This is a genomic window from Bacillus amyloliquefaciens DSM 7 = ATCC 23350, assembly GCF_000196735.1.
Lineage (GTDB): Bacteria > Bacillota > Bacilli > Bacillales > Bacillaceae > Bacillus > Bacillus amyloliquefaciens.
The window spans coordinates 494,704-516,453 of sequence record NC_014551.1 but is presented as its reverse complement, the minus strand read 5'-3'; the positions used below and the strand labels follow the sequence as shown (position 1 = coordinate 516,453).

The following is a 21,750-nucleotide window of genomic DNA, read 5'->3' as shown; positions in this document are numbered from 1 at the left end:
AACATCTGATGAAAAATATAATTTTCGCTTTCAGAAGCGACGCCCCGAAATATAAACAAATTTACGAGCAATTTAAGACATTGATTGAACAGGGAAATATCCAGACAAATGAGCGGCTGCCATCCATTCGGGAGCTGGCGGATTCCCTGCTGGTAAGCCGCAATACAACGCTGATGGCCTATGATCTCCTTTTAGCGGAGGGATACATTCGCGGCGAAACGCGCAAAGGATATTTTGCAAACGAAATAGAACCCTCTTTATTTCAAAAAGAAAATGATATTGTTCAAGCTGAGAAAACAGAATCGCCGCAGCCGGTCTCGGTTGATTTTCGCGCCGGAGCCGTCGATCAAAAGCATTTCCCTCTGAAAACATGGAGAAAATTATACAATCACGTTTTGACATCAAAGAAAAGCTTCCTGTACGGTGACCCATTCGGCGAGTTGGGCCTGCGTGAACAAATTGCCGCTTATCTCTTGGAATCCCGCGGGGTGAAAACAGATGCGGATTCCATTATCATCGGCAGCAGCACACAGCAAATGCTGATTTATCTCAGCCGGATTCTGAAAGAAGATTTTTCCGGAATTATCGTTGAAAACCCGGGGTTTGACGGTGCCAGAGAGGCATTTCAATTTCATGGGCTGTCACTTGAAACGATGCCTGTCTATGAAAACGGAGCAGATTTTTCTCAATTACATGCAATGAAAGAAAAATTAATCTATGTGACCCCTTCCCATCACAGCCCTTACGGCGTAAGCATGTCCATTCAGCAGCGCCAGACACTGATCAATTGGGTGAATAAAAGAGAAGGATATATTCTTGAAGATGATTATGACAGTGAATACCGTTATACGCAGCAGCCGTTTCCCGCTCTTGCCTCCATTCAATCAGACCGCGTGATTTACTTAGGGAATTTCTCAAAATCCTTTCTTCCGGGCATCCGCATTAGCTATATGGTTTTGCCGCAGCGCATTTTACACCGGTATAAAAAACGGTTTCTTTATTTTGAAAGCACCGCTTCTTCGCTTAACCAGCTGGCCATGGCTGAATTGATGAAGGCTGGTGAGTGGACCCGCCATATTAAACGCATGCGCACTGTCTACAAGCGCAAAATGCAGCATTTGATTTCACATATCAAGCAGCAGTTCGGCGATCATGTGACGATCATCGGCGAGCAGTCGGGGTTGTATATATTGGTGAGAGTTCACCTGAACTATTCAGAAGAAACATTAATCGAGCGCGCTTTTCAGTACGGGGTGAAGGTATACCCTACCGCCATCTATTTCGTTTCCGGAAAGCCTGAACCGCCGATCATAAAGTTAGGGTTCGCCCATCTTGATACTGATCAGATCGCGCAGGGCATTCAGCTTTTGAAACATGCCTGGCTGACATGAAATAAAAAAGGCGCCATTCGACGCCTTTTTTATTTCGTATTTCTTGTAAACTTCGGCAAGCCAAACATAATGGCGATAATGCCGCAGATTCCGATGAGAACGGGATAGAAAGAGTACGGCAGGATGCTGACGGGTGAAATATTCCCGAATTTCCCGGCCGATAACAGCTGCGCGCCGTAAGGAATGAGCCCTTGTACCATGCACGAAAAGATATCCAGAATACTTGCCGATTTTCTGTTGTCGATCTTAAATTCATCAGCGATATTCTTTGCAATCGGCCCGGCTGCGATAATCGAGATCGTATTATTGGCCGCAGCCAGATTCGTCACGCTGACCAGACCGGCAATGCCGGCTTCAGCGCCTTTTTTCGAACGGATTCGTTTCGTAATGAACTCCAGTAAAAAGTCGATCCCGCCGTTTTGTTTCATAACGCCGACCATTCCGCCGATCAGCATGGACAGGATGATAAGGTCGGACATTCCGGCAATTCCATCCGTAATCGCCTTAAAATAAGATGCAAACGTCAGGCTGCCGCCCGCTAATCCGATGATTCCCGTTAAAACCAATCCGCCGAATATGACAGCCATTACGTTAAAACCGATTAACGCAAAGACTAACACGGCGACATAAGGAAGCACTTTGATCCAGCTGTAAGATTCAGCGCCCGCATGGCCTGCGTGGCCTGCCGGAATAAAAAATAGGATAATAACAGTGACAATGGCAGCGGGCAAAACAATCAGAAAGTTCGTTTTAAATTTATCTCTCATTTGTGTTTTTTGCGTCCGGACTGACGCAATGGTCGTATCGGAAATAAAGGATAGATTATCTCCAAACATAGCTCCGCCGACGACGGCCGCCATCGTAATCGCGCCTGGGATGCCTAGCTCTCCGCTCAAACCGGCGCTGATCGGGGCAACCGCCGCAATCGTTCCCATTGATGTTCCCATCGATATAGAAATGAAACAAGAAATGATGAACAGCCCCGGCAGCAAAAACTGCTGCGGAATAATGCTCAAAGCAAGATTGACAGTTGAATGCACCGCACCCATCGCTTCAGCCGCTGAAGCAAAGGCACCTGCCAATATAAAAATCATCACCATAATGATAATATCAGGATGTCCCGCACCGGAAGCAAACCATTCTATTTTTTGATTGAGCGATTTCTTGCGGTTAAATAACAGCGCAAAAGCTGATGCAATGATCGCGGCAATCAAGATCGGCAATTTATAAAAATCTCCGGTCACCAGACCAGAGCCGACAAAAAGCCCTACGAATAAAACTAATGGCAATAAAGCCCAAGGGTTCTTATTATTGTTCATCTGGGTAAACCACCTCTTTTCAGCATTAAAGTCGCTAATCACAGTCTAAGCAACATTTCACACTTTAAAAGTCTGCAGTGAAAAAGTCAAGCTGAAAAAAGGATAAATAAAGATTAAATTAGATTCATTTCTCTCTATTGTGGGTTTTTTATATTTTCCCAAAAAGATGCGGATAAAGTCAGCAGAAAATAAAAAAACCAAGGCTTGTTCCCTTGGTACATTTCTTGCGGCCGGCGCTCAGGTCATCTTCTTCACTCAGAAATACATTCAGCTTTCAAGCTGCCCTTTAGTTTCGCTTCATTTTCAAGTATGTCTTCGTAGTCTTCAATCTTCTTGTTTAACCTATTTATGGTTTCACCAATTTCTCTCTGTTTCTCCTTCAGCCTTTTTCTTTCATTTATAAGAATGTTTTTTCGGGGTTCAATCGTATGATCGGCTCCTTCAGTAAATAAAGCGGTATATTCAATCAGCGCCTCAATCGACAGGCCGGCACTTCTCATGCATTTTATAAATTGAATCCAATTCACATCATTTTCATCATAATCGCGGATGCCGCTTCCATTGCGCTTTACCGGAGGGATCAGTCCTATGCTTTCATAATACCTAAGCGTCGCGGTTGATAACTCAACCTGCTTTGCAGCTTGTGCAATCTTCATGTTCTTACCACCCATCCTTCATCTATCATACCTTTCATAAGCGTGCCATTATAGAATATCATTTCATAAAAAAATAAACCAAATGCCTTGACTTAAAGTCCGCTTTAACATTTAAAGTAAAATTGAAAAGAGGATTCACCACTTTATTTCGGAAAGGAAGATAACCATGTGCAATAATCATCCAACTCGTGTGTTAAGCGCTCCGCATGCAAAAGCTGCATTTGAACGGACGACGATTGAGAGAAGAGCATTACGGCCGCACGATATCCTGATTGACATTAAGTACAGCGGCATTTGTCATTCAGACATCCACAGTGCATTCGATGAATGGGGCGGCGGAATTTTTCCGATGGTTCCCGGGCATGAAATTGCCGGTGTTGTAGAAGCCGTGGGCGAAAAAGTCACCAAATTTGCCGTCGGCGACCGCGTGGGTGTCGGCTGTTTTGTAGACTCCTGCGGAGAGTGTGAATACTGCCTCAACGGTGACGAACAATATTGCACAAAAGGTGTTGTTCAGACTTATAATAACCTGGACTACGAAGGAAATCCTACGTACGGCGGCTACAGCCAGAAAATAGTTGTCACTGAAAGATTCGTTGTCCGGATTCCGGATCAGCTGGAATTGGATGCTGCCAGCCCGCTGCTGTGCGCCGGTATTACCACATATTCCCCGCTGAAACACTGGAATGCCGGTCCCGGCAAAAAAGTGGCGATTGTCGGAATGGGCGGCCTCGGACACTTAGCCGTTCAATTCGCGCACGCTTTAGGCGCAGAGGTCACCGTCCTCAGCCGCTCAATGAATAAAAAGGACGAAGCTCTTGAATTTGGAGCCGATCATTACTTTGCGACAGGCAATCCGGATACATTCACTGAGCTGGCCGGACGTTTTGATCTCATTTTAAATACGGTGTCCGCGAACCTTGACGTAGATGCCTACTTATCCCTGCTTCGCATTGACGGTACATTAGTAAATGTAGGAGCGCCTGCTAATCCGGACTCATACAGTGTATTCTCCTTAATCACGGGCCGCCGCAGCATTGCGGGTTCACTTGTCGGCGGTATTCCGCAGACTCAGGAGATGCTTGATTTCGCCGCTGAGCACGGCATTGCTCCTAAAATTGAAGTGATTCCGGCCAATCAAGTCGACGAAGCGTACGAACGGGTTCTCCAAAGCGATGTCCGCTACCGTTTCGTTATTGATATTTCGACTTTATAATCCGCATAAAAACATACCAATATCTATTGGTATGTTTTTTTCAGTTCAGACGGAATCCGCCCGACAAGGAACACGGCTTATTTCAGCAGCCAGTCGGGCACCGCTTTTATATAAACCAATTCGCCTATCAGCTCAACAATCGTCTGTGTGACGATAACAGCAGCGGCCAGTGAGGCCCAGGCATCCGGCAAGGCCAGCGCCAACGGAAGAACTGCGAGAGAATTTCTTGTGCCCGTGCTGAAGATCAGTGCTCTTCCTTCACCTGTATCCAAACGAAATGCATATGCGATAAACCGAGAAACAAACGGCATAATGAGCAAGAATAACAGATAGATGGGAATCACACGTACAATGATGTCAAAATCACTGTAAACTTTGCCGATTTGTGTGGCGACGACCGCCAGTAAGACTAGAGCCATAAAAGGAACAGGCATCCACGCTGTCCATTCTAACACCTTTTCTCCCGCCGGCTTTTTATCAGCCCATAATTGAGTCATGACTGCCGCCAGCAGCGGCGCAGCTATTAAAAATAAGAATGCTTCCAGAAACGGCCCCGCATGAACAGCTCCTACGACCTCTTTTCCGATAAACAGCCACAGGTATAACGGCAGCAAGACCATCTGAACGACAAACAAAACCGGTGTAGAAGCCAGTATTAATTTCTCATTTCCTTTGCCGAGCTGAGTAAAGACGATGACGTAATCGATACAAGGTGTAAGCAATACCAAACAAACTCCTAATAATATAGGCGGAGATTGAGGAAAAATGGCGGTCAAAACCCACACAACGACAGGTACAGCTAAGAAATTACCGATCAGTAATGCCGCCATAAACTTGAGGTTTGAAATGGCTTCCCTCAGTTTTAAGAAAGGAATTTGGGCAAACATGGCATACATGAGAACAGCAATAAGCGGTGATATCGTCCAGCCCCAGGTGAGTCCTGAATCTTTCCCGGCGATCCCCGCTATTCCTCCGATCACAAGAGACACACCATATATCCAAATTTGCTGATTTTCTAATTTTTCTCTGGTTATTTTCATTGGCTGGCAACCCTCCCCTGCCCATTATACCTTCTTTTGTTTATAAGAATCGGGTTGGCGCCGCCGGAATAAAAAAACACCAAGTGTCTGTAACACTTGGTGTTTTTGGGACCGCCTACGAAAGCTTAGTTTCAGTATCATTTCTAACTTTCCTTGTGTTCTTTGTCCTGCCAGCGAATAAGGTGACCGCAACACTGGCTGAACTGACCAAAGTTCCCGCAACGGCAACAAGAAGTGTCAAATAGCCATTGGGAATAAGAAATCCAATTGGGATGAGCCCTGCGAAAGTGAGAACGATAAAACATTGATAGACTCCGGATATGATTCTCACAATCAAGCTGCCAAAAAAGGACATGACTAACGGAGGGAGGAATAAACATAAAATGATTCCGAGTGATACCAATAAAATTATAGGCTCGTCAAATGAAATGACATGTTCGCCGGGAGACTCTTCAGCAGCCGCGAGTACAGCAAATATAGACATCATCAGCGTAAGAAAAACAAGAAAAAACCTTTTCAACAACGTTATGACTCCTTTTTTTTATCAAAATGGATATCCTGATTCTTCACTAAAATAACCATTTTATGTTATCAAATGAAATAATATGAAGTCAATGTGTCATTTCCTGCCCTAAAGCTATATCACCGCCGGAACTAATACTAACGATAAAACCCCTCCGCTATATCGTATCCGTCACTTTCCCGCGTTCTCTTCTGTCACTCCATTCCTCTTATCACAATCCCCGTATCGATGCTTCCCACGTTAGAAACATGACTCTCATCTTTATTAGCTATTATTTTTTTGATAGTTACCATATAATTGCCCGCAAGCGGCATCTATATCAATGCCAAATTGACTTCTGATGGTAACGTTAATTCCTGCTGACTTTAATGTTTTATAGAAGTTTACAACTTGATTTTCATTTACTTCTTTAAATCTCATAGGTGAGCTAACAGTTGGGTTGTATCTAATGATGTTTACATGGAACAAGTTCCCTCTCTTATATCTGCCTCTTAAAAGCTTTACTACTTCATTCGCATGGTCAATAGAATCATTAACTCCCGGCAGCATAATATAAGCAATATAAACTTTTCTTGAGGTCACACGTATATGCTCATCTAATGTGTCCATTACTTCCATTAACGGGTAGCGTTCATTAATTGGCATTAACTTGCTTCTCTGTTCGTTAAAAGGAGAATGTAATGAAAACGTCAGATTGACCTGCGGATAGTTTTGAGTCATTTTTTTAATGCCCGGAATAATCCCTATGGTCGAAATAGATAACCTGCGAGGACTTAAAGCAAACAACTCCGGATTTGTAAGTACATGTAAAGCATCAAAAACTTGTCTATTGGCTAATGCTTCTCCCATTCCCATAAAAGAGATACTATCAATTGAATGCCCTTTTAAGTGAAAGTACAAAATTTGGTCAGTAATTTCGTCTGACGTTAAGTTGTGTTTTAAACCAATATCTCCTGTTGCACAAAATGTACAGCCAAAATGACAACCGCACTGCGAGGATATACAAAATGACTCCCAGCCAGCTTTATATTTCATATTTACCGTTTCTATTTTTTCGTCTCCTGAAATTTCAAATAAGACTTTTGTAACTTGCTCAGAATGCTGTTCTTTTAAAGCAGCAATATTTAAAACCGACTCTCCAAACTCCTTAACTAACATTTTTCTCAACGATTTAGGAAGAACCGTTATTTCATTGAAATGATTTATTCTCCCATGGAATATAGCATTTGTGATTTGTTTCATTCTAAAATCAGGAAATTCATTCTGTTTCAAGAACTCTTGAATTCTTATATACTTGTTTTTTTGTCGCATGTTTTCTCATCCTTCCATAAAACTCTCGTTTGTTTGAGTAAATAGAAGGGAGTCATCATCTAACCTTTTTTAAAATTAGGCACAAAAAAACACCGACACAATTATCGGTGCTGCGCTTAAATAAAATCATGCACAAATAAACAAGGACATCATGTCATTGAATTAACGTTTATTTGCCAAAGAGAAAAAGCGCCGATAACTGTTTTTTTATGGTTATTTGGCTTAAAAAAGGACAGACTGCTCCCTTTGTCGGCCAAGATATTTCCAATTTTTGCATCTGAACCATACAAAATTCTAAAAACGGTTATCATTGCTTTCACCTCTTTATTGTCAATATTAGTAATAATCACCATATCATAAGGGTTCCCCTATGTAAAGTTTAAAACATAACAATGCTTGACTATAACTGCCTGCTTGAATACCAATCTTCTTATAGTAATGTTTTATATTTATGTCACTTCATCGATCAGTTCGTTTAATTGCTCCAGATTGACCGGTTTATTATCTAATAAGCTAAGGGGCAGGGATTGCAGCATTTAGATTCTGCATGGCTTGCAGGGTATTACATCGACTGACATTTAAAAAGATACAGTTTCAGATAAGATACCGTATGAAATGCCCTTATAGCATGGTAACGTTTTTTATTAACCCTGCAAAACCGTGCACGGAATGTCGGGCAGATACACGCCGCTCCTGTTATTCTTTTGTTAAAGGAGGTCAATAAAATGGATTCGATTAAAAGTATGAACAGTGCGCTAACGTATATTGAAGAAAACCTTACGAACGATATTGATTTTAAAGAAGCAGCAAAGCTTGCTTTCTGCTCTGAATATCATTTTAAAAGGATGTTTTCTTTCCTTACGGGTATTTCATTATCGGAATACATTCGCCGCAGACGTCTTACTCTTGCAGCTTTTGAACTTAAAGACCGCAGCGCAAAGGTTATTGACATTGCAATAAAGTACGGTTATCACTCACCAGATTCTTTCGCTCGAGCATTTCAACATTTGCATGGCATAAGACCATCTGAAGCTAAACATAATGGCCATTCACTTAAAGCTTATCCACGAATGACCTTCCAGTTATCAATCAAAGGAGGAAATGAAATGAACTATCGTATCGAAGAAAAAGAGGCATTTCGCATCGTTGGCATTAAGAAAAGAGTTCCTATTATTTTCAAAGGGGTGAATCCGGATATTGCATCCATGTGGGAAAGTTTAGATGAAGAAACAATAAATGAACTTAAAGAGCTTTCTAATACAACACCTTTGGGACTCATTAGTGCATCCACAAACTTTTCTGAAGGCCGTACAGAGGAGAAAGGGGAGCTTGATCACTATATTGGCGCAGCAACGACGAAACATTGCCCAAATCACCTATCGCAGCTTAAAGTTCCTGCCTTAACGTGGGCTGTATTCGAAGCAATCGGATCATTCCCGGATGCGCTGCAAGAAGTGTGGGGACGGATTTATTCCGAATGGTTTCCATCGTCAAATTATGAACAAGTAGAAGGCCCGGAAATACTGTGGAACGAGCATAAGGATATAACATCGCCATCTTTCAAAAGCGAAATTTGGGTGCCGATTTCAAAAAAGGAATGTTATACAAAGAAGTAAAAGGTATTGAAGATTCTTTTAAGGAAGGATTATGCCCCCTTCCTTTTTATGCACCATTTTGCAGCCCTGTCTGCATTTTTCGTCTTTCCTCAATACGCACACAATAGTGCCCGTTTAAAATTCAGCAGCAATTAAAATTTACAGTACCAAAAAATCGCGATCTCATTTGCCGTTGAAAAGTTGGAATAAAGCATAGTATCAACTGCGCCTATTACAAAGCCGTGTTTGGCATAAAAATGACAAGCTGACACATTAATATCCTGTGTTTCAAGCATAAGACCGCAACAATCATTCTCCTTTGCCCACTCCATCGCTCTATTTAATAATGCTGTTCCAACACCATTTTTTCTATAGTCTTTTGCAACAGCAATATCCTCTATCAGCGCATACCCATTCCAATGGGCACGAATCTTAATCCGGCCGATGCAGTTGTTGTCAGCATAATACAAAAAAACAGCTTTCCCCTCTTCTTCAGCATAACTGACATCGATATCCTCATCTTCATATTTCTTAACATAAGGTTTAGAAAACCGTTCCTCAGTATATGACCACACATTGTTTTCAAGTGCGGGTATAATTCTCCCGAAAACAACCAGAGGTTCATTTGGTTTATTGAAGTCTTTCATATGACATTGAGTCATTTTAATAATCATATGAATCTCCCTTCTAACGAGATTATATTTTGACGGTTCCATTATATGTTATTCCGCAAATAAATCAATAACGTTTGCCAAATGAATGAAAAAGCTATTCTTTGCTGAAAAGCCTAATCAAGAAGGCCATATTGGACTCGTGCCGGGGTATACCGGAGAATTTAAGGCCGATAAAACCGATACATTGCCCGCAGCGATCCAAGGCTGTTCAAAGAAAATAAATCCAACAAAAAATAAGCCGATTCATATTAAATCGGCCTTATTTACCATACTCTTAGGCAGCCAGAAAGGCGGAATCCCATTTTGTCAAACCTCTGCAGTATACTTTATGCTAACCTTCCGCAGCCTCTGCATCTGCCTTAGTCGCATGAACCGTGCCAAATGGATGGTTGGGAGGCGCATAAATTGAATATAGTTTTAACGGCGTATTACCCGTATTAATAACATTGTGCCAAGTGCCTGCAGGTACAACAATGGCAAAGTCATCATAGACATTTCTTTGGAAAGTTAAATTTTCCTTACTCCTGCCCATTTTAACGATTCCCCGGCCTTGCTCAATCCGTAAGAATTGATCTACGTGGGGGTGGATTTCCAAACCGATATCTTCTCCAATGCCGATACTCATCAAAGTAATTTGAAAATGTTTTCCGGTCCATAAGGCAGTACGGAACGTATGATTTTGTTTTGCGGCTTTATTGATATTCACGACAAATGGTTTTGGTCCATAATCTTTCAAGAGAAGGTTTCTATCTTCGTATGAAGGATCATAGTTATTTGGAACAGTCCAATAAACAGATCTTCCATCGCTATACATCGGTACATTCACACAATAATAACATTGATGTGAAAAAGGTATATAATACATTTTTCATCCCCGCAATTTTAAATTTTTATGATGTTATCCTATGCTTTTACAGTGAGAATGTGCCACGCTAAGGAATTTTCCCCTTATCATGATTACGACTGAGAAAACTTGAACTTCCGCAGGTCACTCATCCATTGTCCCTCAATGATACTGTTCTCTGCTCCACAAACTTACTATATTTTGATACGTAATGAGAAGAGGTGACAAAAATTCGAAGCAATTGATAAACCCGTCAGCTTTGCATTAAAAGTTAAAGCTTTAAAAATCGCTTTTACATATGAGTAAGCATCGCAATTGCTTGGACTGATGTTATATTTTTTTCGGAATCGGGCATCCTTACTCTATACAATAAACTAGTTCCTATTAAAAACTTACAAGTTTCTGAAAATGCTAAACTTACTAAAAAAATAATGATACTTTGCAGATCAAGGTAACGGTGTTAGATAAAAATCCGGAGGCTTTTATGTCACATTTAATAACTTTATTTGAACAACATAGTTATCTGATTTTATTTTCCGGTATTATTTTAGAGCTCTTAGCTATTCCAATTTCAGCCGAGATGATCATGAGCTATGCAGGGTATTTTGTTTATCAAGGAAAAATGGATTATGCTTTAGCACTTCTAACTGCCTTTATTTCCGCGGGCACGGGGATAACAATCACATATTGGGTTGGCAGAACCGGAGGATATAGATTAATCGAGCGGTATGGAAAGTATGTTCATTTAGGGCCCGAAAGGTATAACAAAACAGCGGCTTGGTTTGAGCGGTCAGGAAGTAAATTACTTGTGTTCGCTTATTTCATTCCCGGGGTCAGGCATTTTGCCGGTTATGTATCAGGAAGTTCCAGAATGTCATTCCAGACATTTATTATCCCTGCTTACATTGGGGCCATTTTGTGGGGAAGCTGTTTTATTACTTTAGGGAAATTATTGGGGCCTAAATGGGAAACCTTACATCAGGCAGCAAGCAAATATTTAATCATTTTTCTTCTTGTTCTGGCTGTTTTGTTAGCGGGATATCTTCTTTTTAGATTTTATAAAATCCAGATTAAAAACTTTTTTATCCAATGGCTGACGAGATTAACAAATCGATTCAGAACGATAAGAGCCACTGAAATATTCCTTACTTGCCTCACGTCAGTTTTAATTGGATTTGTGATCCTGATGTTTGGCTTAGCTCAGGATTATCTTGCAAATGACGTTGCCCAGTTTAATCAAATTGCGGAATATGTCGTTTATACTGCCTTTTATATGGACTGGATGAAAGAATTATTCATTTTTCAACAACCCGCTGGCATCGCCGGCCTCATCGTTTTAACCCTATTAGTCATTTGGTTGAAGAATCAGAATAGGCTGCTGGAGTATCTATTATTATCGGTTTCCATACTCGGAGGAGCCCCTTTTCGTGAATTTATTATGGAGGCCTTCTCTATCCTTCGAACGATTGGTTTTAAGGGGAAATTTCATTCTGCCGATTTTCCGGATCTGAATGCAGCTATGATGATTATCATTTATGGAACTTGCATATTTTTGCTTGTTCGTCATTCAAACACACATTATGTGACCATTGCGGCTCCTTTATTTGGATTATTGTTATTAATAGGTCTCGCGATTGTAAATATTAAATGGACAAGCGTTCTTCCAAGCGACATAGTGGGCGGATATGTATACGGCGGGGTTTGGATGTTTTTTAACTTCCTGTTATTTGAGCTGTTTCGACTTGTGCTTGAAAGGATTAAATGAGAAAGGCTGGGCGGGGAGTGAAAGCAAACATTTTATATGAACCATATGTAAAGAGTAGAAAAGCTCCTTTAACAAGGAGCTTTTCTATGTGCGTGAGCTAAACAATTCTCTGTAAATTTACTTACCAAGCGTATACATCCCGGAAAGCTTTCATTCAGCTCCAAGAGTTAGTCTTTTTCTAAAACAGCGCTGGCTGGGTGCCGTCATCCTGCATCAATCGATGAGAAATACCATTTAACGTTCCCATCCATCTCTGCATTCAAATCAGATAAAAATTTAATGATGATGGTGGCCGTCCGTCTGCTCACTTTTGGCCTGACAAAGGATTGTATTGTCGTGATTATGCGCGGCTGTTTCCATTTGAACCGTTACATGCGTAATGCCTTTGTGCTCAAGCACATGTTCAATTTTGCGTAAAATACGTTCACTTTCTGAAATAGTCAGCTGATCATCAACAACAGCGTGGCAAGAAAGAGCATTCAATCCGCTTGTGATAGACCATATGTGTAAATCATGAATGTTTTGAATGCCCTCTGTCTCTTCAATTGTATGAATGATGTCAGTAACATCAATATTTTCTGGAGTTCCTTCCATTAATACGTGAATGGCATCTTTAGTCACGTTATAACCGCTCCTTAGGACAAGAACAGCCACAATGACACTGGCCAATGGATCTGCCCAGCCCCACCCAAAGAAGATGATAAGTATCGCAGCAAGAATGGCACCTACAGATCCGAGCATATCACTTACTACGTGTAAATAAGCTCCTTTTATGTTCAGGTTATTCTTTGTATCTCCGCCATTCAGCATAATCCATGCAACCAATATATTCACAGCTAACCCGATGATACTAATGATAAGCATGCCCGTTGTTGCTACCTCCGGCGGATGAGAGAAACGTTTGATTGCTTCATAAATGATATAAAGGGAAATAAGAATTAATGCAGCACCGTTTATCACAGCTGCAAGAATCTCAAATCGTTTATAGCCGAATGTCTTATTGTGACTCGCCTTTTTTTCAGCCAATTTAAAAGCAATCAGAGCAATCATTAATGAGATTGAATCACTCAGCATATGACCCGCATCTGACAAAAGCGCCAGACTATTCGTTAAAAATCCGCCTATCGCTTCTATAATCATATAACCTGTAATCATGATAAAAGAGATCAATAAAACCTTTTTGTTGGACCCATCAGTATGATTGTGACCCATAAAAATCTCCTCCTTAACCTAAAATTTCTTGATGCATATGCTTTTATTATTTCTTTTCTGTTATGAAGCATTCTAACATGTCACACACAAACAATTATATATGATCACGTGTTCATATAAGAATATAAATGTTCTTTACTATAATTTTTTAATGAAAGATACCCCCTTTACATCTTCAAAAACAAACTGAATAATTAAATAACTTTTATATCTCTCTTAATCAATGATTGATATAATTTTCTTATCATGAGCTTGGGAGGCTGCATTTTTATGAAACCACGGATTACAGTAATCACGTTAGGCGTAGATCATTTAGAAAAAGCGCTGCACTTCTATCGAGATGGTATGGGTCTGCCTACAGAAGGAATAGTCGGTAAAGAGTTTGAGCATGGTGCAGTTGCCTTTTTTGACTTGCAGCCAGGACTGAAACTTGCCATTTGGGATCGCAAATCCATCGCACATGAGGCAAACGTTGCTTTAACTGCACCAAGCCCTGTCGAATGTACACTAGGGCATAATGTTAATAGTAAAGCTGAAGTCGATAAAGTAATGGAACAGGCAAAACAGGCAGGAGCAACTATAACTGATCCCGCTCATGATACTTTTTGGGGCGGATACTCCGGTCACTTCCAAGACCCAGATGGACACCTATGGGAAATCGTTTGGAATCCGCACTGGGATACATTAGAAAACTGATATGCTATTTTCTGATGGAGCAGTGTTTTTCATTTAAGAAATAAAAGCAAAAATAAAAACACACCTGAATTTTCTGGTGTGTTCCAACTTGATGATATTTAGAATGCTTAACAAAACGAATACACTAGTGATAAGACGGCGGGATGCTTTGCGGAAAACGAAATACATTTTCGGGATCGTATTTCGCCTTTATTTTTTGAAGCTTTGCAAAGTTTGAGCCATAATATGCCTTTCCGAAATTTTCAATATTTTGGTCCGGAACATTCACATATGAACCTGTTACATATGGCTTCATCAGCTGACGCACTCTTTCAACTGACGCAAGATTCGAGGCTTCTTGTGATTTATGTTCCCAACTGGCATTCCATTCCGTATAAAACAATGGCCGGCGCCAAAAGAAGGCTGTTTCGCTGCTAGGAACTCTGCTTATCGCACCGCCCCAATTTATGAAAAAGAAATTAGTTTCTGTCCCAGTGGCTCTTTCTAAAAATTGTCTCATGATTGAAATAGGTTCTTGCGGCCAAAGATTAAGCGCCCAAGCCGAGGAAAATTTAACACTCTGATCGGATCTGCCGGGGATTGGTTCATCAGGGTCTAAGAAATCTATACAATCTGGATAGTATAATGTTTTGATTACGGTTTGTGTCGGAGTTCCGGTATTTAATAACGGTCTTAATGCTTTAATCAGCTCAGGTTTTGAACCGAGGAAAATTCCTTCTGCATGGCACAAGCCATTTACTTTGCTGAAAATCTCAAGGTAGCATCCTAATCGTTCATCTGCAAACGGCGCCCATCTTTGCCAAGCTTTAAATACCGTTTCTAATTGTTCCCATGGCCAGACAATATTAAAGACGGTTGCAGTTTTAGGAGCACGATGAACTTTGAAAGTATATTGGGTGTTATATCCGAAATTACCTCCCCCGCCTCCTCTGGAAGCCCATAGTAAGTCCTCATTGTGAGATTGATTTGCTCGAATAATCCTGCCTTTTGCATCTACCATTTTCAGTGCGAGAAGGTTATCACTGATAAGGCCAATCGATCGTGAGAGCACGCCAAATCCGCCGCCCATCGTAATTCCTCCGATTCCGACGGTCGGACTGTCTCCAAACGGAGCCATAAAACCATCCCGAGCTAATCCTTTTACAAGCGGACCAACGTGAATGCCGGTTTGAACGGTTGCAATCGCGTTTTTTTCATCCAATAAAACTTTATTCATGTCACTCACATCAATAACAATTCCGTCACTTACTACTGAAAGGTTCTTATCCAGAGCATGGCGTCCGCTTCTGACACGCAAAGGCACATTATTCTCACGAGCCCATTTAATAGCATTACTGACATCGTATGAATTTTGTGCAAAAACAAAGACAAGCGGATAGACATCAACATAAGGGTTCCAATTCTTAACCGCCTGTGTATAGCCGGGGTCCCCTTTGAAGATTACACGTCCTGTTAACTGTGCTGATCCCATCTATTTCACTCCCAATAAGCATTTGATTCCGGTACCAGTATATGTAGGATTTGGACAAATTCTTAGACAGATGGTCTACTAACTTAAAAATAGATAAATATATGCGAAAGCTTAACTTGAGCATCGACTTATCCCCCTATAAAAACACACAAAAAAAGACAAGGGCGGCAAGCTGCCACTCTCTTGTCCCTTCTCATTTTTTATAACGTTCTGGGATAACATATTGACTTTTGCAGGCTGTCCGACAGACAGTTCCCCAAACGGTATGGAGCCGGATGTTTTTTATGCCTGCCCGTTTAGTTCTGCTGAGCAAGCTTCGTGTTTGATCCTCCAACAGCCTTGCAGGAATTTTCGCGGTGAAAATTTTCTTTCGAGAAAAAATGATTCAAGTCTTTTACATTATTAAAATTTTATTTTTTCTTTTTGTGCTTACGTTTGCAATCATGCTCTTTCTCTTTCTTATGACGCTTTTTACATTTCGCTTTTGCTGCTAATCTTATTGCTTCCGCCTTTGCTTCCGCCGCTCTTGCTCTTGCTTCTTCTGCCCTCGCTATTGCTTCTTCTGCTCTTGCTCTTGCCTCTGCTTCTCTTGCTGCTTCTGCTCTTAATGCTTCTTCCACCTGATCCATATCATGACCACTGTCGCAGGCTTCGTTGTATGGCTTTTTCTTCGGAATGAACATTTGATCTTCATCTTGGTTATAATACATGACCTTCACTCCTTCTTATATATTAAAATCATTACATATTATGTAAATGAAAAATTACAGCTTGGACTATTATTTTGATTAATCAACACATTTTAGAGAAGTTTTCATTCATCCATACAATAGACACCGGAGAAACATATACTGAATGATAGTTTTAAATTGAAAGGAGAAATCAACTTTGGCAAAATATCGGATTATGACCTTTGATGGGGGCGGTACCTTAGGTGCTTTAAGTTTACAATTATTGAACAGACTGGTTAAACAAAATCCAACATTAATAAGCCGAACCCATGTGTTTTCGGGAAATTCAATCGGTTCATTCACTGCTCTTGCATTAGCCAGCGGAAGATCACCGCAGGAGACATTCCGCTATTTTAAGGAAAATATCCTGCCAGCATTCAGCATTTCCCGGCCGGGCGGACCTGTTTTTAATCAACAATTACCATATTCCGGTTTTATTAAAGCGGTACGAAACTTTTCCCGGAAGATCTTCGTCTCAAAGACTTAAGAAGACGAATTGTTGTCCCTTCATTCAAATTATACTCTCAAAAACTGGATCGTTGGACTCCTGTATTATTTCACAACTTTCCCGGCTCTCCCTATTTAGATGAGAAAGTGAGTGATGTCATACTGCGGAGCAGCGGTGCTCCCGCGACGCAACGCGCCTATCAAAACTACGTCGACGGATATGTAGTAGCAACGAACCCCAGTACAGCCAGTATCGCGTTTGCAGTAGGAAAAGCCAAAGTGCCTTTGGATCAAATTGCAGTATTATCCATTGGAACAGGTGAAGCCCAGACTCGGTTAAGACGAGATACGAGGGGGTGGGGAATGGTAAGTGCAGATAACATACGTCCCGAAAATCTGAAGAATCTTCCTCCAAATTGGGGAGTCCTTTTGGACAGGTCGCCTAATGAACCTTTACTGCCATTTCTGCAGATTGTCGGTGGCGGAAACGGTTACTATGAATCCATGGTCAGTGCTAATCTTCTGGGAGATCGCTTTTTCCGGTTAGACCCGCGGATTCCTAACTTCTCCAAAACGGACCCTTCCGTGGTTCCCGCTGTCATTGAAATTGCGAACAAAACCAACTTACAGCCTGTGAATAAATTTATAGAGAAAAACTGGAACAGCAAATAAGAACGGAAAAAATACCAAGGGCGGAAAAACCCTTGGTATTTTTCGATTTGGCCGAGAGGACTTGAACCTCGCCTCACACGGGTTATTCCCCACTAGGCCCTTAATAGCTTGTTATTTCAAGTATATGAAGTTATTCATTGATCCATTTACACCGTTTTATGTTCATGTTGGGCAAACATAAAGTACTTTGTTTATTCTTTATTTCCAAGTGACCATATCACCACCGGAATTAATAACAACGATAATATTCCTCCGCCAAGTGATAATGTTAGATAACTTGCGCCTGCTACGACCATTCCGGACAATGCTCCGCCGGCAGCTCCGGACAACGCAATCAAAACATCCACTGCACCTTGAGTTTTAGCCCGTGCGGAAGCTTCAGTTGAATCAACAATAAGTGCAGTTCCGCTTATTAAACCAAAATTCCATCCTAACCCGAGCAAAGATAGAGCAATGACCATAAGAATCATAGAATCTCCCGGGGCAAATGCCGATACGAGTCCTGCCAAAAGCAACGTCATTCCAGAAGATACAGCCATTACAGTACGGCCTAATTTATCCGCAAGCACACCTGTCACCAGTGAAGGGAGATACATGGCGCCTATATGAAAGCCAATGACAAGACCTACTGCTCCTAAGCCATGACCGTGATGTCTCATATGAACCGGCGTCATTGTCATAATAGCAGTCATTACAATTTGAGTAAGAATCATAACCGCTGCGCCCGCAATGATCCCTCTTTTTTTCTTTGTGTGTTCGTCCGCGGTCACTTGGCCTCTATCATCAGGTTTTTGGCCGGAAATTTCTATTGTTCTTGCTATGACTAACGGATCCGGACGGAGCATGATGAAAAGAGTGGCACCTGCTAAAATATATGCTGCTGCCGCTAAAATGAATGGACCCGCAAGTGACGGAACACCGATAGAGAGCGCGAATTGCCCCATTACATTCACTAAATTCGGGCCTGCAACTGCACCAAATGTGGTAAAAACCATAGTCATACTGACAGCAGTCGCCCGCTGTTTGTGATTTGCCAAATCCGTACCTGCATAACGGGCTTGCAGATTTGTCGCTGTTCCCGCACCATAAATAATCAAAGAAGCAAACAGCAAAAAAACACTATTTATCATTGCCGCAAGGATGACTCCTATCGCCCCCAGTCCGCCAATCATAAATCCGGCTGAAAGACCTGTTCGACGGCCATAACGCTGAGAAAGCCTCCCCACAAATAATGCGGCCCCTGCTGATCCTAAAGTAAATAAAGCAGAAGGTACACCGGCAAACGCATCTGTACCAAGCATTTCCTGTGCAATAAGCGCACCGACAGTAACTCCTGCCGCCAGCCCTGCACCACCGAAAATTTGTGAAAGACTGACGACAGCTAAAGTACGCTTATATAACGCTTTTTGTTTTTCAGGAGAATCTATGAATTGCCGCAATGATGCAGATTGACCATCTGACACGTTTATACTGTCTTTTTGAAGCATAACCCGACCTGCCTTTCTTATAACCTCCAACAGATTTGGATTATCATAACACGCACAAAAAAAACCATACAATATAAGAATTGTATGGCGGACAATATTACATATGCTCATCCAGCAAGCGTTTAAGAATCATTAAGCCCTGCTCAAGCTCCCCAAGCGTTTTCGGTGCACAGACAGACACTCTGACAGCCCTTTCCGGACAACTATTCCCAACGACAAAGCGTTCAGCCGCATACACTTGCACTCCATGTTGTGCGGCTAAATTTTCAAATTCCGCACCTGTCATGTTTCCGGGTAACATTAACCAGCGAAAGATTCCCGTTTCAGCACCTGCACACGTATAGCCATGTAAATATTGATTTACGATTTTGTTTCTGCGAATGGTCTGTTCACGATGACTTTCAATTAAGACTTCGAATTGATTCGATACGATCGTGCGTGCAGTAAGTTCTGCTAATAGCGGAGAAACAGTTATATTTAAATTGTAAAGCGCCTTTGAAATCGGCTCCTTATATTGGCTCGGGACTGCGACATACGCCAGCCTCAACCCTGGTGCTAATGATTTTGACAGACCGGCAATGTGAATGGTCTGCTCCGGTGCAAATGATGCGATAGCCGGAAGCGGATTTTTCCCCAGAAGATGGTACGATGCATCTTCAATAATGAACTGATTATATTTTTTTGCAATGCCCGCAATCGTGTTTCGATTCTCAACAGACATAAAAGACGCTGTCGGATTATGATAATCCGGGATTAGGTAGATGCCTTTAATATTTTCATTTTTACACGCATATTCAAATGAGGAAGGGCTCATTTCATTGTTCTCTGATTTTATCGGCACAATCTGCACAATCAGCATTGACGCGGCCGTTTTCAAGCCGGGATATGTATGATGATCAACTCCGATGCGATCTCCCGGTTTACAGAGACTTGCCAATGTGGCGGCAATCGCATTTTGCCCGCCGTTTGCAAATAAAATGTGATCAACGGACGTTTCAAATCCGCCTCTTCGAATCAGCTTGACAGCCGCATCTTTCTGCCAAAGACTTTCACCTGTCCGGCCATAGCCGAACCACTTTTCGTAATCTTCCTCTTGCAGCATACTTTTCAGCTGGAGCAGCAGCGGCTCATAAGATACCTGATCCGGAAGTGTCGCTCCCATTTCAATTAAATGCTTCGGCTTTGTATCTTCGAGCAGATACGCATTCGATAATGCATCGTAAGCAACAAAAGTACCGCTCCCGACAGATGCACTCAACAGACCTTTTAACTCGCAAACTTTAAAAGCCTTTGAAATAGTGCTTACATTTAAATCCAAATAATCAGCTAATTCTCTCTGAGGAGGCAGCTTGGTTCCGGGTAATAAAACTCCTTGTAATATATCCTGTTCCAATTTCCCCGCAATCGCTTTATAAATGGGCTTTTCCGTTTTATCAATCGTCGGCTTCCAGCTCATCGGATAGTTTTCAAAAGAATTGATCGGCATGATATGCTTCCTTTTTTCATTCAATTATATGATCGCACCGTTTAGAAAACAATTTTCTTTTTATCCAATATGCCAAACACATACTTTGAAATATCGCAGCAGCCAATTACCCCTGAGGATTTGGCTGACATATAATATCGTGCAGCCGCTTTCCCTTACGCAGGAAGGCGGCTTTTTAGATTGATGTCCTCTTATTATCAATTTATTTTTACAAATTTTGAAAAAACCATTGACTATTCAGTTGAACTGTATTACTTTTATTATAAAGTCGAACTATATAGTCGAACTGAATAGAGGGTGACGATATGAAACATAAATTATTACCGCTGTCTGAAACCATGCATTATATTTTATTAGCTCTGCGTGAGCCGCTTCATGGTTATGCCGCCATGCAGAAGATAGAAAAGATGAGTAACGGAACTGTTATGTTAGCGGCCGGCACATTATACGGTGCGATTGAAAACTTGAATAAGCACGGCTGGATTGAATCTGTTGGAGAGTCAGGCCGGAGAAAAGTCTATATGATAACTGCAGAAGGAAGCGACATTTTGAAAATGGAACAAAATAGGTTATTGCATATTCTATCCCTGTACGAAGGAAGTGAATCGAATGAAGAAATTTAAGATGTTTTTTGATATTGAAAAAGAGGAGCAATGGCTGAACGAGCAATTACAAAAAGGCTATCGCTGTACAAATATTAGCGGATCAGGAATATACACCTTCGAAAAAACCGACAAGACATATGTGATGCGGCTGGATTATCAAGATTATTTATCAAAGAAAAAGTTCAAAGATTACAAAGGGATCTATGAAGACTTCGGCTGGAGTTATATAAACAGCCCATGGCTTAGCGGAACGCGATATTGGCAAAAAGAAGATGATGATCAAAATGAAATCTTCTCGGATCGCCAATCAAAGAGTAATTATTATAAAAGATTAATGGGTTATTCATCTTGTTTTGGTTTACTGTGCTTGTTTTATTCTTATATGATTTACAAGGATTCTGGTTTATATTTAGCTGAAGGTCTGTGGAGTATGGAAGGCGCAATGTTTTGGAAAGCATTTTTATTTGAAACTCCATTTGCCCTTTTGAGATCGCTTCCCGCCCTAATGGCTGTTATCTTTGGCATCAGTTACTATAAAGCTTATCGAAAGTATTCAATGTTAAAAGAAAAATAATGCGAGGAAGTTAAATTCAAAGAAGTAATTTGGGG

The 21,750-nt window shown here is 41.3% G+C and carries 20 protein-coding genes and 1 pseudogene; 8 read left to right on the top strand and 13 right to left on the bottom strand.

The window, feature by feature from the left end:
- Positions 1-8 precede the first annotated feature (8 nt).
- Entirely contained in the window at positions 9-1,391 is a 1,383-nt protein-coding gene (gene pdxR, locus BAMF_RS22855) for a MocR-like pyridoxine biosynthesis transcription factor PdxR (RefSeq protein ID WP_013351132.1), read from the top strand.
- Positions 1,392-1,420: 29 nt separating this feature from the next.
- Here pdxR and BAMF_RS22850 read toward each other — a convergent pair whose 3' ends face one another.
- Both BAMF_RS22850 and BAMF_RS22845 read right to left on the bottom strand, forming a co-directional pair.
- On the bottom strand, positions 1,421-2,710 hold the full coding sequence (locus BAMF_RS22850; protein ID WP_013351131.1) for a Na+/H+ antiporter NhaC family protein: 1,290 nt from the start codon (positions 2,708-2,710) through the stop codon (positions 1,421-1,423).
- A 251-nt stretch (positions 2,711-2,961) separates the two neighbouring features.
- Complete coding sequence (locus BAMF_RS22845; RefSeq protein WP_013351130.1) at positions 2,962-3,366, bottom strand: MerR family transcriptional regulator; 405 nt, start codon at positions 3,364-3,366, stop codon at positions 2,962-2,964.
- Positions 3,367-3,532: 166 nt separating this feature from the next.
- Between BAMF_RS22845 and BAMF_RS22840 the strand changes: the two genes are divergently transcribed.
- Complete coding sequence (locus BAMF_RS22840; RefSeq protein ID WP_013351129.1) at positions 3,533-4,582, top strand: NAD(P)-dependent alcohol dehydrogenase; 1,050 nt, start codon at positions 3,533-3,535, stop codon at positions 4,580-4,582.
- A 77-nt stretch (positions 4,583-4,659) separates the two neighbouring features.
- Here the strand turns inward: BAMF_RS22840 and BAMF_RS22835 are convergent, their stop codons facing one another.
- The 4 genes from BAMF_RS22835 to BAMF_RS22820 all read right to left on the bottom strand — a co-directional run bounded on the left by BAMF_RS22835 (position 4,660) and on the right by BAMF_RS22820 (position 7,809).
- Positions 4,660-5,622: an arsenic resistance protein gene (locus tag BAMF_RS22835; protein WP_013351128.1), complete on the bottom strand. Its 963-nt coding sequence runs from the start codon at positions 5,620-5,622 to the stop codon at positions 4,660-4,662.
- A gap of 115 nt (positions 5,623-5,737) precedes the next feature.
- Complete coding sequence (locus BAMF_RS41740; RefSeq protein ID WP_013351127.1) at positions 5,738-6,145, bottom strand: hypothetical protein; 408 nt, start codon at positions 6,143-6,145, stop codon at positions 5,738-5,740.
- Positions 6,146-6,409: 264 nt separating this feature from the next.
- Positions 6,410-7,456: a Cfr family 23S rRNA (adenine(2503)-C(8))-methyltransferase gene (locus BAMF_RS22825; protein ID WP_013351126.1), complete on the bottom strand. Its 1,047-nt coding sequence runs from the start codon at positions 7,454-7,456 to the stop codon at positions 6,410-6,412.
- 149 nt (positions 7,457-7,605) lie between these two features.
- Positions 7,606-7,809: a hypothetical protein gene (locus BAMF_RS22820; RefSeq protein WP_014469812.1), complete on the bottom strand. Its 204-nt coding sequence runs from the start codon at positions 7,807-7,809 to the stop codon at positions 7,606-7,608.
- A 372-nt stretch (positions 7,810-8,181) separates the two neighbouring features.
- Here BAMF_RS22820 and BAMF_RS22815 point away from each other — a divergent pair, with 372 nt between their 5' ends.
- Positions 8,182-9,072 carry an AraC family transcriptional regulator gene (locus tag BAMF_RS22815; RefSeq protein ID WP_013351124.1) on the top strand — a complete coding sequence of 297 codons (891 nt, stop codon included), beginning with the start codon at positions 8,182-8,184 and terminating at the stop codon, positions 9,070-9,072.
- 131 nt (positions 9,073-9,203) lie between these two features.
- Here BAMF_RS22815 and satA read toward each other — a convergent pair whose 3' ends face one another.
- Entirely contained in the window at positions 9,204-9,725 is a 522-nt protein-coding gene (gene satA, locus BAMF_RS22810) for a streptothricin N-acetyltransferase SatA (RefSeq protein ID WP_013351123.1), read from the bottom strand.
- 331 nt (positions 9,726-10,056) lie between these two features.
- Positions 10,057-10,590 carry a cupin domain-containing protein gene (locus BAMF_RS22805; protein ID WP_013351122.1) on the bottom strand — a complete coding sequence of 178 codons (534 nt, stop codon included), beginning with the start codon at positions 10,588-10,590 and terminating at the stop codon, positions 10,057-10,059.
- Between the two features lie 463 nt (positions 10,591-11,053).
- Here BAMF_RS22805 and BAMF_RS22800 point away from each other — a divergent pair, with 463 nt between their 5' ends.
- A complete protein-coding gene (locus tag BAMF_RS22800; protein WP_013351121.1) occupies positions 11,054-12,334 on the top strand; it encodes a DedA family protein in 1,281 nt (426 codons plus the stop codon).
- A 276-nt stretch (positions 12,335-12,610) separates the two neighbouring features.
- Here BAMF_RS22800 and BAMF_RS22795 read toward each other — a convergent pair whose 3' ends face one another.
- Positions 12,611-13,546: a cation diffusion facilitator family transporter gene (locus tag BAMF_RS22795; protein WP_013351120.1), complete on the bottom strand. Its 936-nt coding sequence runs from the start codon at positions 13,544-13,546 to the stop codon at positions 12,611-12,613.
- A gap of 270 nt (positions 13,547-13,816) precedes the next feature.
- Between BAMF_RS22795 and BAMF_RS22790 the strand changes: the two genes are divergently transcribed.
- Positions 13,817-14,242: a VOC family protein gene (locus tag BAMF_RS22790; RefSeq protein WP_013351119.1), complete on the top strand. Its 426-nt coding sequence runs from the start codon at positions 13,817-13,819 to the stop codon at positions 14,240-14,242.
- Between the two features lie 124 nt (positions 14,243-14,366).
- Here BAMF_RS22790 and BAMF_RS22785 read toward each other — a convergent pair whose 3' ends face one another.
- Both BAMF_RS22785 and BAMF_RS22780 read right to left on the bottom strand, forming a co-directional pair.
- Positions 14,367-15,713, bottom strand: a complete 1,347-nt coding sequence (locus BAMF_RS22785) for an FAD-binding oxidoreductase (protein WP_013351118.1) — start codon at positions 15,711-15,713, stop codon at positions 14,367-14,369.
- 410 nt (positions 15,714-16,123) lie between these two features.
- A complete protein-coding gene (locus tag BAMF_RS22780) occupies positions 16,124-16,423 on the bottom strand; it encodes a hypothetical protein (protein ID WP_013351117.1) in 300 nt (99 codons plus the stop codon).
- Positions 16,424-16,601: 178 nt separating this feature from the next.
- Between BAMF_RS22780 and BAMF_RS22775 the strand changes: the two are divergent.
- Positions 16,602-17,563, top strand: a pseudogene (locus BAMF_RS22775) (patatin-like phospholipase family protein).
- Between the two features lie 191 nt (positions 17,564-17,754).
- Here the strand turns inward: BAMF_RS22775 and BAMF_RS22770 are convergent.
- Positions 17,755-19,050, bottom strand: coding sequence for an MFS transporter (locus tag BAMF_RS22770; RefSeq protein WP_013351114.1), 1,296 nt, complete (start codon positions 19,048-19,050; stop codon positions 17,755-17,757).
- Positions 19,051-19,147: 97 nt separating this feature from the next.
- Complete coding sequence (locus tag BAMF_RS22765; protein ID WP_013351113.1) at positions 19,148-20,536, bottom strand: aminotransferase-like domain-containing protein; 1,389 nt, start codon at positions 20,534-20,536, stop codon at positions 19,148-19,150.
- 305 nt (positions 20,537-20,841) lie between these two features.
- Here BAMF_RS22765 and BAMF_RS22760 point away from each other — a divergent pair, with 305 nt between their 5' ends.
- Both BAMF_RS22760 and BAMF_RS22755 read left to right on the top strand, forming a co-directional pair.
- On the top strand, positions 20,842-21,159 hold the full coding sequence (locus BAMF_RS22760; protein WP_013351112.1) for a PadR family transcriptional regulator: 318 nt from the start codon (positions 20,842-20,844) through the stop codon (positions 21,157-21,159).
- Positions 21,146-21,715: a DUF2812 domain-containing protein gene (locus tag BAMF_RS22755; protein ID WP_013351111.1), complete on the top strand. Its 570-nt coding sequence runs from the start codon at positions 21,146-21,148 to the stop codon at positions 21,713-21,715. The genes BAMF_RS22760 and BAMF_RS22755 overlap by 14 nt, the downstream gene beginning before the upstream one ends.
- Positions 21,716-21,750 lie beyond the last annotated feature (35 nt).